Origin of the sequence: Pseudarthrobacter enclensis (assembly GCF_001457025.1) — a bacterium.
GTDB classification, from domain to species: domain Bacteria; phylum Actinomycetota; class Actinomycetes; order Actinomycetales; family Micrococcaceae; genus Arthrobacter; species Arthrobacter enclensis.
The window spans coordinates 128,534-141,639 of record NZ_KQ758607.1 but is presented as its reverse complement, the minus strand read 5'-3'; the positions used below and the strand labels follow the sequence as shown (position 1 = coordinate 141,639).

The following is a 13,106-nucleotide window of genomic DNA, read 5'->3' as shown; positions in this document are numbered from 1 at the left end:
ACCTTGAGAACCGGAAAAATACACCACAAAGAAAGCGACGCAGTGAGACCCAACAATCCCGACCCCCGTCCCCTCGACTGGTGGCAGTCCGCCGTCATCTACCAGGTGTATCCGCGGTCCTTCGCGGACGGTGACGGCGACGGCGTGGGCGACCTCCCCGGCCTGCTGGAGCGGCTGCACTACATCGCCGGGCTGGGCGTGGACGGGATCTGGCTGACCCCGTTCCAGCCCTCCCCGCAGGTGGACCAGGGCTACGACGTCAGCGACTACTGCGGTGTGGACCCGCTGTTCGGCACCATGGAGCACTTCGACGCCCTGCTGGAACAGGCCCACGCGCTGGGCCTGCGGGTCCTGCTCGACGTCGTCCCCAACCACTGCTCCTCCGCCCACCCGCTGTTCCAGGCCGCACTGGCAGCCGGACCCGGTTCGCCGGAGCGGGAGATGTTCCACTTCGTGGACGGCCGGAGTTCCGGCCCTGATGCCCGCAGCGACGTGCCGCCCAACAACTGGCAAAGCGTCTTTGGTGGCAGCGCCTGGTCCCGGGCCCTCCCGGGCTCGGACACCGACACCCAGTGGTACCTGCACCTTTTCTCCCCCGGCCAGCCGGACTGGAACTGGCGAAACCCCGCCGTGGGCGACTACTTCGAAGACGTGCTGCGCTTCTGGTTCGACAAGGGCGTGGACGGCCTGCGGATCGACGTCGCCCACGGGCTCTTCAAGGCCGCCGGACTGCCGGACGCGCCCTCCGTCGAGGCCGTGGTGGACGGGCTGCGCGCCAACCCGCTGGTCTCGGACCAGGAGGAGGTGCACGAGGTGTACCGGCGGTGGCGGCGCCTGGCCGGGACATACCAGCCGCACCGGCTGCTGGTGGGCGAAGTTAACCTGGAACCGGCCCGGGCGGCCCGCTACACCCGCGGCGACGAGATGCACCAGGCGTTCGCGTTCGCGTTCGCGTTCGTGAAGCTCGGCTGGGACGCGGCGGCGTGGGCAGCCGTGGGCAGCGAGCTGGACGCCGCCCGAAAACAGCACGGCGCCGCCCCCACCTGGGCGCTGGAAAACCACGACGTCGTCCGCTCGGTGACCCGTTTCGGCGGCGGCGCCGCCGGGGCCCGCCGTGCCCGGGCCGCCCTGCTGGCGCTGCTGGGCCTGCCCGGCTCGGCCTACCTGTACCAGGGCCAGGAACTGGGCCTGCCCGAAGTCGAGGTTCCGGTGCCGGACCGGGTGGACCCGATGTGGGCCCGGGGCGGCATCACGCGGGACGGTGCCCGCGTCCCGCTCCCCTGGACCGGGGACGCCGGAAGGAACCACGGATTCTCGCTGCCGGACCAGGCAGCCGCGCCATGGCTGCCGCAGCCCGCCGGCTGGGGCGTCCACGCCGTTGACCGGCAGCGGCAGGACCAGGACTCCGTCCTCGCGCTGGCCACCCGGGCGCTCGCGCTGCGCCGGCAGCTGTGGGCGGACGGTGACTTCGCAGCGGACGACGGCGGCACCTGGCGCGTGGAGGCAGGGAACCTGCTGCTCTGCGAACGCAGCCCGGGGTTCCTGGTGGCGGTTGCCATGGGGACCGGGCCGGTCAGGCTGCCGGCCGGCGTCGTACTGTTCAGCGCGTTCCCGCTGGAACGTGAGGGCTGGCTGCAGCCGGACAACGCGGTGTGGCTGAGGCTCGGCTGAGCCCGCCCCGCGGCGTTACCGGCTGAGGCTCCGTTCCAGGAAGGCCAGGGTCCGCTCCCAGGAATCCGTGGCCGCCGCAGAGTCGTACCGGGCAGGGGTGCTGTCATTGAAGAATGCGTGGCCGGTCCCCGGATACACCACGGCCTCGAAGTCCACCTTGGCCCCGAACATTCGGGCCTTGACCAGGGGCAGCTTGTCCACCAGCGCCTTGTCCTGCTCGCCGTAGAACGCCAGGACGGGACAGTTGATCCGCGCCAGCTCCTCCTCGGTGAACTCGCAGGTGCCATAGAACGGCACGGCGGCCCGGAGCCTGGGCTCCCTGGTGGCGAGCGTGAAGCTGTAGGTGCCGCCGAAGCAGAAACCCGCCACGGCAACCCGGCCGGCCAGTGCGGGCACGCCCTCGAGATGGTCGAAGCAGACGGCGAGGGCGGCCGTGGCTTTCTCCGCAAACCCGGGCGCATGCAGTGGTGAGGTGAGCTGGCGCAGGCGCGGCTGGACCTTGCTGCGCTGCTGCGGGTCGGGATCGGCGAGCCCTTCGAGGACCTCTGCCGCCACGTCGGGGGTCATGCCGATGTCCGTCAGCAGGTCCGGGGCGAGCACCAGGTAACCTTCGGCGGCGAACCGGTCCGCCACGTCCTTGATGTGGTCCACCAGGCCCCAGATCTCGGAAATCAGCAGCAGCCCGCCTTTCGGCTTCTCCTGGAAGGGGCCGGGGGCTGGTTCGCTGACGTAGGCCTGGACGGAGGTTTCGGCGTTTCCGACGGTCATCATGTGTCCCATCAGGACAGGCTATTCCGTCCGCTGGCGCCAGAACAGGCTCACGCCGAAGGTGACGGCGCACAGCACCAGCATGGCAAGCACCATCCTTGCCCAGCTGTCCTGGTGCACCCCGCCGGCGGCGAACACCCCGATCATCACGGTGGCGGTGATGGCGCCGACGTAGCGGCAGGTCTGGTAGATGCCGGCAGCCACCCCGCGGTCCTGCGGGCGGGTGGACACGAACATGCCCTGGTTGGTGGCGATGCTGACCGTGCCGTACGGAACGCCCATCAACGCGGACAGCACCGCCACCAGCGGGATGACCAGGCTGCCGGTCAGCAGCCACATCAGGGCAGCCACCATGGTCAGGAGCAGCACACCAGCCAGGAGCACCCGCCGCACGCCGAACCTTCCCATCGCTTTAACGGCCCACGGCGTGGCCAGCACGGACATGGCGGCCAGCGGCAGCATCAGCAGGCCCACCACGCCGGGATCATAGCCGCCGCCCTCCTGCAGCAGCTGCGGCAGGCCGAAGAACACGAAGTAGTAGACACTGCTGAACACGGCGAAGGACAGGTAGATCAGCAGCAGCGGCCGGTTCCGTCCCAGCAGCCGCAGGTTGAGGAACGGCCGGTCAAACCGCAGTTCCCGCCACGCGAACAGGGCTGCGATCACGGTGCCGGCGGCCAGCATCCACCAGCGGTAGCCCTGCGCCACGTTCAGGGCGGCCATCATCACCAGCAGCAGCGATGAGACGAAGGCCAGGATTCCGGGGATGTCCGAGTCACGCACCAGCCCGGCCACGCTGCCGTGTTCCCGTGCCTCGTCCCGCGGCGCCGCCTTCCGGACCATCAGCAGGGCCGCGACGGCGAGCGGTACGTTAACCAGGAACAGCGCCTCCCAGCCCACGAAGCTCACCAGCAGGCCGCCGACGACGGGCCCGACCGCCGCCGCGGAGGTGTTGGCCATCTGCAGCCGGCCCAGCGGACGCGCCGACTCCACCTGCGCCCGCTGCGCGATGGCCCCCACCATGACCACGGCGCTGGGGTAGGCGGTGGCGGTGCCGAGCGCCATGACGGCGCGGGCCACGCAGAGCAGGGCAAAGTTGGGCGCCAGCGGAGCCAACGCACAGGTCAGCGCCACCAGGGCCATCCCCAGCATGAACATCCGGCGCGGGCCGAACCGGTCCGCCAGGCGTCCCATCACCGGCTGCCCCGCCGCGGATGCGAGGTAGAAGGACGTCACCACCCAGGTTACGGCGGCGACGTCCAGCTCGAAGTCTGCGCGCAGCACCACCAGGGCCACTGCGATCATCGAGGAGTTGAGGGGGTTCAGTGCCGTGCCCAGGCTGAGGCCGGCGACGGCAAGGGTGGTCCGCGGGTTGTTGCTCACGGTAACAGTCTGGTGCACCGGCACGTCCCCGCACGACTTTCGACCCGCCTGTTCGCCGGCGCACCCTGGATCTGCGGTGCGCAGGCGGTTATGCGCGTCGGAAACCCGTTTCCTGCGTCGAAACCGTGGCGCGGGATCAGCCGCGGGTGCGGGCGGAAAGGGCGTCGTCCAGGAACTCCAGGTGCGCCGGGGTGACCGCTACGGTGTTGGCGGCGTACTCGGGGTGCTTGCCGATGAACTTCTTGATGAACGGGCACACCGGGACGATGGCGATATCATCGGCCACGGTGGCATCCAGCGCCACCGTGGCCAGCTGGCCGGCGAGGCCCTGTCCCCCGTATTCCTCGTTGATCACCGTGTGGTAGAAAATCCGCTGCGGTGACGCGCCGCCGTCGTACGCCTTGTAGACCGCCTTGCCGATGACCCGTCCGGCGTCCAGGATTTCGAAGCGTTCGCGGTCGGCGTTGTGGCGGACGGTGATGTCGGTCAAGGGTGTCTCCTTCGTTGCAGTTCAAAGCCAGTGACAGCGTAACCCGCATCCGCCAGGCCTTATTTCCGCGCGGCGGGCTGCCGGCCCGCAAGCCGGCAGCCCGCCGTCGGAGACTCCTTCCTAGCTCAGGTAGCCGTTGGGGTTCAGGACGTACTTGGTGGCGGCGCCGGCGTCAAACTCGGCGTAGCCCTTGGGTGCGTCCTCCAGCGATATGGCCTTGGCGTTGACGTTCTTGGCGATGCTCACCTTGTCGTTGAGGATGGCCATCATCAGTTGCCGGTTGTACTTCATTACCGGGCACTGGCCCGTGGTGAAGGAAAGGGACTTGGCCCAGCCCGTGCCCAGGCTCAGGCTCAGTGCGCCCTTCTTGGCGGCCTCGTCGATGCCGCCCGGATCACCGGTGACGTACAGGCCCGGGATGCCCAAGGCGCCGCCGGCCGCGGTGATCTCCATCAGGGAGTTCAGCACGGTGGCCGGAGCCTCGGACGCGCCCTGCCCGTGGCCGCGTGCTTCAAAGCCCACGGCGTCCACGCCGCAGTCGACCTCCGGGACGCCCAGGATCTGTTCGATCTGTTCCGCCGGGCCGCCCTTGGTCAGGTCCACGGTCTCACAGCCGAACGTGCGGGCCTGGGCCAGGCGGTCGGCGTTCATGTCGCCCACAATCACGACGGCGGCGCCCAGCAGGTGTGCGCTGGTGGCCGCTGCCAGGCCCACGGGACCGGCGCCCGCCACGTAGACCGTGGAGCCGACGCCGACGCCCGCTGTCACGGCGCCGTGGAACCCGGTGGGGAAGATGTCCGAGAGCATGGTCAGGTCCATCATCTTGGCCAGGGCCTGGTCCTTGTCCGGGAACTTCAGAAGGTTCCAGTCGGCGTACGGGACCAGCACGTAGTTGGCCTGGCCGCCTACCCAGCCGCCCATGTCCACGTAGCCGTAGGCGCTGCCGGGGCGGTCCGGGTTCACGTTCAGGCAGATGCCCGTCTTCCGTTCCTTGCAGTTACGGCACCGGCCGCAGGCGATGTTGAACGGAACGGAACAGATGTCCCCCACCTTGATGAATTCGACGTCCCGGCCCACTTCCACCACTTCACCGGTGATTTCGTGGCCCAGCACCAGGTCCGGCGGGGCTGTGGTGCGGCCGCGCACCATGTGCTGGTCCGAGCCGCAGATGTTGGTGGCCACGGTTTTCAGGATCACCCCGTGGTTGACCGGGCGCCCCACGTTGGCCGGGTTGACGCCCGGTCCGTCCTTCAGTTCAAAGGTGGGGTAGTCAACATTGATTACCTCAACCTTGCCGGGTTCCTTGTAGGCAACGGCTTTGTTCCCTGTCATCTGTTCTCCTGTTGTCAGGCCGCCGGTCGGGCGGGCCGTGATGGTTGGATGTGTGATGCATCCCCCGAGGGCGGGGAACCTGCCTGGACACTTCGCGTTCCCGGGCCGCGCTGCCCCTGCAGGGACGGCCGGGAAGTCAGGCGCTGCGGGTTCCTTCGGTGGGGGTCCGCCCAGTCTAGGCAGGCCGGTAGAACTGGTCTAGGGGTGGTGCCCCCTTGTTTGGAATGGCGGGCTCCGGGGGACCTTGCACGGGTGGCGTACGCTGCAACCAAGGGCTTTTGCACATGCCGGGACCGGCGGTGCACCGCCAGTTCCACCGTCAAGGAGGACCACATGAAGACCCGTGCCATCGGACAACTGGACGTCTCCGCCCTGGGCCTGGGCTGCATGGGCATGAGCGAGTTCTACGGCCAAGGTGATGAGCAGGAATCCGTTGCCACGATCCACGAGTTCCTCGACTCCGGCGGCACCCTGCTGGACACCGCTGACATGTACGGCCCCTTCACCAATGAGCAACTGGTGGGCCGGGCCATCGCGGGGCGCCGCGACGGGGTGGTGGTGGCCACCAAGTTCGTCAACGAACGCCGGGAGGACGGCTCCTGGGTTGGCATCAACGGCCACCCGGACTACGTGCGCCGTGCCTGCGACGCCAGCCTGGCGCGGCTGGGCGTGGACCACATCGACCTGTACTACCAGCACCGGGTGGACAAGAACGTGCCCATCGAGGACACCGTGGGCGCCATGGCAGAACTCGTCCAGGCCGGGAAGGTCCGCCATCTGGGCCTGTCCGAAGCGTCCGCGGAAACCATCCGGCGGGCCCACGCCGTGCACCCCATCACCGCGCTTCAGACTGAGTATTCGCTGTGGGAGCGCGAACCCGAGACCAAGGTGTTCCCCGTGCTCGCGGAGCTTGGCATCGGTTTCGTGCCTTACAGCCCCCTGGGCCGTGGCTTCCTGACCGGGCAGATCCGCAGCGAGGACGACTTCGCCGAGGACGATTTTCGGCGGCACTCCCCCCGGTTCCAGGGCGAAAACTTCACCCGGAACCTTGAGCTGGTTGACCGCGTCCGGGAGCTCGCCACCGGCAAGGGGTGTACACCAGGCCAGCTGGCCCTGGCCTGGCTGCTCGCCCAGGGGGACCACATCGTGCCGATCCCCGGCACCAAGAAACGCGAAAGGCTGCGCGAGAACCTGGGCGCCGTGGACGTGGAACTCAGCCCGGGGGACTTGGAACTGCTGGACCGGCTGGCACCGGCGGGGTCCACAGCGGGCGCCCGGTACCCTAACATGTCCACCATCGACACCTGATCCCCCCACCGGAACCTTCCGGCCAACCCCATCCCACCGGCCCGCCGGGCCTTGAGAGCGCAAGGAGAACCATGGCAGTCAACGACGACGAAGCACAGATACTGGACCAGTGGAGCAACCGGCTGGCCCAGGCCCTGCAGATCCTGGACCTGAAGGTGGACCAGGAACTGCTCCTGGACTTGGCCAGGAAATCCGCGGACTCGGTCATCCACGCCGCCGCGCCGGTCACTACCTTCATGGTGGGCTATGCGGCCGGCCTGGACGCCCGCACCGGCACGGCCGGGTCCCGGGAGTCCGCGGCAGCCGCCGTCGAGAAGGCGGCTCAGGTGGCCTTCCAGCTGTGCGAGGACGGGCACGACGGCGGCCCGGCCAGCCGCGGCTGGGCCGACACCGCGCAATAGGCGAACAGGCCCCGGAGGCACAAAAGCGGCCCTGGCCCGCTCAACCGGTGTTGGCCCCCACCGGTTGTGCGGGCCAGGGCCGGTTGTGCGGGCCAGGGCCGCGTTGCTCCCGGTGCCCGGCCCCGTCAGCCCCAGGCCGTCGGTTCATCCTCCAGCACCGCCACCGGTTCGAGGCGGACGATGACCGCCTTGGACGCCGGGGTTTGGCTGCCCTCCGCCACGCTGTCCAGCGGCACGAGGACGTTCGCTTCCGGGTAGTAGGCGGCGGCGCATCCCCTGGCCGACGGGTAGGAGACAATGCGGTAGTTGCGCAGCACCCGCTCCGCGTTGTCCGGGTAGACGCCGTGGATGTCCACCCGCTGGCCGTCCTCCAAGCCCAGCTCGGCGAGGTCCGCAGGGCTCACGAACACCACTTCACGGCCCTTCCTGATACCGCGGTAGCGGTCGTTGTTGCCGTAGATGGTGGTGTTGAACTGGTCGTGCGAGCGCATGCTCTGCAGGATCAGGGTGCCCGCCGGGCGCTCCACGTGCTCCAGTTCGTTGACGGTGAGCATGGCCTTGCCGGTGGGGGTGTTGAACGTGCGGGAGTCCCGCGGGCCGTTGGGCAGCACGAAGCCGCCATCCTGCCGTACCTTGCGGTTGTAGTCCTCGCAGCCGTTGACCACGTGTGAGATGTGGTCCCGGATGAGGTCGTAGTTCTTCTCGAACCCGGCCCAGTCAGCGGACGTCCTGTCCCCCACCACGGCCGCGGCGAGCCGGCAGATGATCGCCACCTCTGACAGAAGGCCGGGCGCCACGGGTTCAACGGTGCCGTGGGAGGCGTGGACCGCGCAGACGGTGTCCTCCACGGAAACGAACTGCGGCCCGCTTTCCTGCCGGTCGATTTCGGTCCGACCCATGGTGGGCAGGATCAACGCCTCCGCGCCGGTGACAGCGTGGGAGTGGTTGAGCTTGGTGGAGATCTGGACCGAGAGTTCCGTGTTCTCCATTGCTTCCTCGGCCACAGCCGTGTCTGAAATGGCGCCCACGAAGTTGCCGCCCAGGCCCACGAACACCTTGACCCCGCCGTCGCGCATCCCGCGCACCGTCTGTACCGCGTCCAGGCCGTGCTCCCGCGGCGGCTCGAACGAGAACTCCTGGCCCAGCGCGTCCAGGAATGCCGGCGGCATCTGCTCCCAGATGCCCATGGTCCGGTCCCCCTGCACGTTGCTGTGGCCACGTATGGGGGAAGCGCCCGCGCCGGGCTTGCCGATGTTGCCGCGCAGCAGCAGCAGGTTGATGATCTCCTTGATGGTGGCCACGCCCTTCTTCTGCTGCGTGATGCCCATGGCCCAGGTGATGATCACCCGGTCCGCCGCGATGTACCGCGCCGCGAGTTCGTCGATCTCCGCGCTGCGCAGTCCGGTGGCGGCCAGGACGGCGCCTTCATCGAGGTCCGAGAGGTGTGCCCGCAGTTCCTCAAGCCCTTCGCAGTGTTCCTCGAGGAAGGCGTGGTCCAGGACGTGGCCCGGGTTGGCTGCCTCGGCGTCGAGGACCCGCTTGGAGACGGCCTGCAGCAGCGCCATGTCCCCGCCGATCCGCACCTGCAGGAACTGGTCCGCCAGGTCCGTGCCGTGGCCGATGATGCCCTTGACCTTCTGCGGGTTCTTGTACCGCATCAGACCGGCCTCGGGCAGCGGGTTGACGGCCACGATCTTCGCGCCGGCTTCCTTGGCCTCCTCCAGCGCGGTGAGCATCCGCGGATGGTTGGTGCCGGGGTTCTGGCCCATGATGATGATCAGGTCCGCTTTTTCGAAGTCGTTGTAGGCCACCGTGGCCTTGCCTACGCCGATGGTCTGGCCCATGCCCCAGCCGGAGGACTCGTGGCACATGTTGGAACAGTCCGGCAGGTTGTTCGTTCCGTAGGCGCGGATGAACAGCTGGTACAGGAACGCGGCCTCGTTGGAGGTGCGGCCGCTGGTGTAGAAGGTGGCCTGGTTGGGATCCGGCAGCGACTTCAGCTTGTCCCCCACGATACTGAACGCCTGCTCCCAGCTGACCGGCCGGTAGTGGTCCTCCCCGGCCGGTTTGTACACCGGTTCGGTGAGCCGGCCCTGCATTCCCAGCCAGTATTCGGACCGCTGCCGCAGCTCACTGACGGGGTGTTCTGCCCAGAAGCTGCTGCCGATGACCACGGGGGTTGCCTCCCAGGTAACCGCCTTGGCGCCGTTCTCGCAGAATTCGAACGTCTTGCGGTGCCCCGGGTCCGGCCAGGCACAGCTCATGCAGTCGAAGCCGTCCTTCTGATTCAGGGCCAGCAGGGTCTTCCTCGACCGTTCCACGCCCATGTGTTCGAGGGCGGGCTTCATGGAGTGGTACACCCCCGGGACGCCGGCGGCCCACGTCTTGGGGTGTCCGCTGACTTCAAGTTCGGATTCGTCGGGCTCTTCAACCTTGGGATTCTGGCGCACCACGATGCGGCCTCCTTGCGTCGTTGCCGGTACGGTCGGCGCCGGCTGCTTCGGCGTCACCGCATTGTCCACAGTTGTTCAGCCATCCGCGGAAGTCAAGGGGACCGGCCCCGGCGGCCCGGGGTGGGGCGATAGGGTGGAGCGTACGGCTGAAGCAAGCGGCCTGAACCTCAAGGCGGAGGCCCCATCATGCCGGATGACACCACGCTTGCCGCGCTCGCGGCATCTTCCTTTTCCCTGCCGGACCTTCGTGACGGCCAGCTCGCCGGGATGTCGGCGCTTGCCGCCGGCCGCGATGTCCTGGCCGTCATGCCCACCGGTTACGGCAAGTCGGCCATCTACCAGGTGGCGGCGCTGCACCTGCACCGCAACTCGGGGCGGCCCGCCGTGGTGGTCTCGCCGCTGATCGCCCTGCAGGAAGACCAGCTGGACGGGCTGCGTGACGCGCTCGGCCCGGAAGCCGCCGTCGCCATCAATTCCTCCCACACCGACGCCGAGGTGGAAGCCGCGTGGAAGGCAGCGGAATCCGGCCAGGCGACGTTCCTCTACCTTGCGCCGGAGCAGCTGGCCAAGGAACGGACGGTGCAGCGGCTTGCTGCCCTGGACGTCGCGCTGTTCGTGGTGGATGAGGCGCACTGCGTTTCGTCATGGGGCCACGACTTCCGGCCCGACTACCTGGGCCTGGGCACGGTCCGGGAGCAGCTGGGCAACCCGCCCGTGGCGGCCCTCACCGCCACCGCATCACCGCCGGTGCGCGACGAAATCGTGGAACGGCTGGGCATGAAGGACCCGCTGGTCCTGGTCCACGGCTTCGACCGGCCGAACATCAGCCTGGACGTGGTCCGGCACCACGAGGACAAGGACAAGCGCAAGGGAGTCCTGCGGCAGGTGGCCGGGCTGGCCCGTGACGGGCAGGGGCTGGTGTACGCCGCCACCCGCAAGGACACGGAGAAGTACGCTGCCAAGCTCGCCGAAGAGGGCCTGCGGTCAGAGGCTTACCACGCTGGCCTGGCCGCCGCCGAGCGGGAACGCATCCACGAGCAGTTCCAAGGGGATGACCTGGACGTGGTGGTGGCCACCACCGCCTTCGGGATGGGCATCGACAAGCCCACCGTCCGCTTCGTGGTGCACGCCGACATCCCGGAGTCCCTGGACGCCTACTACCAGGAGATTGGCCGTGCCGGCCGCGACGGGAAGCCTGCCGCCGCCATCCTGCATTACCGGTCCGAGGACCTGGGGCTGCGCAAGTTCTTCAGCACCAACACACCGGATCCCGAGTCACTCATGGCCGTGCTGAAGGTCCTCAAGGCCGCACACGCCGCCACGCCCAAGTCCTCCCTGGCGGAGCTGACGGGTTTCAAGCCACGCCGCATCACCAACCTGGTGAACCAGCTGGAGGAAGCCGGGTCCGTCACCATCGGCAAACGCGGCGTCCGACTGGCCTCGAAGGCGAAGCTTTCCGCCCTGGTGGCTGCCGCCGTCGAGCTCGGTGAAGCCCGGCAGCGCGTGGAGCAGTCCCGCCTCACCATGATGCGCGCCTACGCTGAAACGGACGGGTGCCGGCGGCAGTTCCTGCTCAGCTACTTCGGCGAGGACCTGCCCGAACCCTGCAACAACTGCGACGGTTGCGCCGAGGCGGGCCGCCGGGGCGAAGGCCAGGCTCTGGGCAGCGGGAAGCACGCCGGCGCAGGCGGAAAGAAGTACGACGGCGGTGCTTCCCAGGGTGCCGGGGCTGACGATCCGTTCCCGCTGCAGTCAGCCGTGGTCCACAAGGAGTGGGGCCAGGGGCTGGTAATGCGGCACGAGGATGACGTGATCACCGTGCTGTTCGAGCAGGAGGGGTATAAAACGTTGTCGCGGACGGCGGTCATGGAGCACAAACTCCTCAAACCCGCTTAGGGTAAAGGGACACCTCCGAGGAAAGGCCCGCGCGTGGAAGTACCCTCTTATGTCTGGATGTTGACCATCGCGGGGATCGTGGGGCTGCTGGCCTTCGACTTCTTCTTCCATGTCCGCAAGGCCCACACCCCCACGCTCAAGGAAGCGTCCATCTGGTCGGCCATCTATGTGGGCATCGCGCTGCTGTTCGGGCTGGGCGTGCTCCTGTTCGGCGGGCCCACGATGGGCACCGAATACTTTGCGGGCTACGTGACGGAAAAAGCCCTGTCCGTGGACAACCTCTTCGTGTTCCTGATCATCATGTCCAGCTTCAAGGTGCCCCGCGCGGACCAGCAGAAGGTCCTGCTGTTCGGCATCGTGTTCTCCCTGATCGCCCGGACGGCGTTCATCTTCCTGGGCGCTGCGCTGATCAACAGTTTCGCCTGGGTGTTCTACATCTTCGGCCTGATCCTGCTCATCACCGCCGGCAACCTGCTCAAACCGGACGACCACGAGGATGATTCGGAAGGCTTCGTCGTCCGGCTGGCCAAGAAGTTCCTCCCCGCCTCCGAGCATTACGACGGCGACAAGCTCTTCACCGTGGTGGACGGCAAGAAGGTCCTGACCCCCATGCTGCTGGTCATGGTGGCCATCGGCGGCACCGACATCCTGTTCGCGCTGGACTCCATCCCGGCCATCTTCGGGCTGACCCAGAACGTGTTCATCGTGTTCACCGCCACGGCGTTCTCGCTGATGGGTTTGCGCCAGCTGTACTTCCTGATCGACGGCCTGCTGGACCGCCTGATCTTCCTCTCCTACGGCCTGGCCGTCATCCTGGGCTTCATCGGCGTCAAGCTCATCCTGCATGCCCTCCACGAGAACACGCTGCCGTTCATCAACGACGGCGAGCACGTCAACGTGGTGGAAGTCAGCACCGGCCTGTCGCTCAGCGTCATCCTGGGCGTACTGATCATCACCATCCTGGCCTCCGTGTTCAGCCCCAAGGGCAAGGCCAAGAACGCGGTGTCCGGTGCCCGCCGGCACGCCGTGGAGTACCTGGACCTCAACTACGAGACGGACATGGCCGAGCGGGACAAGCTCTTCGCCAAGATGGTCCGCGAGGAGGACCAGATCCGCAAGCTCCCCGAGAAGTACAAGCGGCTGGTCCGCAACGAAACGGAATTCCTGGACCTCATCCGCAAGGCCCACACCGAACACGACAAGGCCCAGGTCCGCGCCGATGCGAAAGCCTGACCCCTTCCTCCCAACTAAGTAGCGCAAAGTGCCGTTTTGGGGGTCCATAACGGCACTTGCTGCTACCTGGTTGGGATGGTCAGCGCTGGAGGGCTCGCCTGAGCCCGGAATGTCGGCCCCTCTTGCTACGTTGGATGCAGCTGTAAAACAGGGCCGCGGCAACCGCCCACC

10 protein-coding genes are annotated in these 13,106 nt (G+C 67.8%); 5 read left to right on the top strand and 5 right to left on the bottom strand.

Annotation, left to right across the window (positions count from 1 at the left end):
• The first annotated feature begins 42 nt into the window (after window positions 1–42).
• On the top strand, window positions 43–1,671 hold the full coding sequence (locus AS031_RS17920) for an alpha-amylase family glycosyl hydrolase (RefSeq protein WP_058269517.1): 1,629 nt from the start codon (window positions 43–45) through the stop codon (window positions 1,669–1,671).
• 15 nt (window positions 1,672–1,686) lie between these two features.
• Here AS031_RS17920 and AS031_RS17915 read toward each other — a convergent pair whose 3' ends face one another.
• The 4 genes from AS031_RS17915 to fdhA form a co-directional block, all read right to left on the bottom strand.
• Window positions 1,687–2,451: a dienelactone hydrolase family protein gene (locus tag AS031_RS17915; protein ID WP_074447015.1), complete on the bottom strand. Its 765-nt coding sequence runs from the start codon at window positions 2,449–2,451 to the stop codon at window positions 1,687–1,689.
• A 9-nt stretch (window positions 2,452–2,460) separates the two neighbouring features.
• Window positions 2,461–3,822, bottom strand: coding sequence for an MFS transporter (locus AS031_RS17910; RefSeq protein ID WP_058269561.1), 1,362 nt, complete (start codon window positions 3,820–3,822; stop codon window positions 2,461–2,463).
• A 136-nt stretch (window positions 3,823–3,958) separates the two neighbouring features.
• Window positions 3,959–4,312 carry a GNAT family N-acetyltransferase gene (locus tag AS031_RS17905; RefSeq protein WP_058269516.1) on the bottom strand — a complete coding sequence of 118 codons (354 nt, stop codon included), beginning with the start codon at window positions 4,310–4,312 and terminating at the stop codon, window positions 3,959–3,961.
• A 120-nt stretch (window positions 4,313–4,432) separates the two neighbouring features.
• Window positions 4,433–5,644, bottom strand: a complete 1,212-nt coding sequence (fdhA, locus tag AS031_RS17900; protein WP_058269515.1) for a formaldehyde dehydrogenase, glutathione-independent — start codon at window positions 5,642–5,644, stop codon at window positions 4,433–4,435.
• Window positions 5,645–5,977: 333 nt separating this feature from the next.
• Between fdhA and AS031_RS17895 the strand changes: the two genes are divergently transcribed.
• Complete coding sequence (locus AS031_RS17895) at window positions 5,978–6,952, top strand: aldo/keto reductase (protein WP_058269514.1); 975 nt, start codon at window positions 5,978–5,980, stop codon at window positions 6,950–6,952.
• Between the two features lie 71 nt (window positions 6,953–7,023).
• Window positions 7,024–7,353: a DUF6457 domain-containing protein gene (locus AS031_RS17890; RefSeq protein WP_058269513.1), complete on the top strand. Its 330-nt coding sequence runs from the start codon at window positions 7,024–7,026 to the stop codon at window positions 7,351–7,353.
• Between the two features lie 125 nt (window positions 7,354–7,478).
• On the opposite strand, the gene AS031_RS17885 is transcribed toward AS031_RS17890, so the two are convergent.
• The gene (locus AS031_RS17885; RefSeq protein ID WP_058269512.1) at window positions 7,479–9,806 is read right to left on the bottom strand and encodes an FdhF/YdeP family oxidoreductase; all 2,328 of its coding nucleotides are present in this window, start codon (window positions 9,804–9,806) and stop codon (window positions 7,479–7,481) included.
• 186 nt (window positions 9,807–9,992) lie between these two features.
• On the opposite strand from AS031_RS17885, the gene AS031_RS17880 reads away from it, so the two are divergent.
• Window positions 9,993–11,702: a RecQ family ATP-dependent DNA helicase gene (locus tag AS031_RS17880; protein WP_058269511.1), complete on the top strand. Its 1,710-nt coding sequence runs from the start codon at window positions 9,993–9,995 to the stop codon at window positions 11,700–11,702.
• A gap of 33 nt (window positions 11,703–11,735) precedes the next feature.
• Entirely contained in the window at window positions 11,736–12,935 is a 1,200-nt protein-coding gene (locus AS031_RS17875) for a TerC family protein (protein ID WP_058269510.1), read from the top strand.
• Window positions 12,936–13,106: the final 171 nt, after the last annotated feature.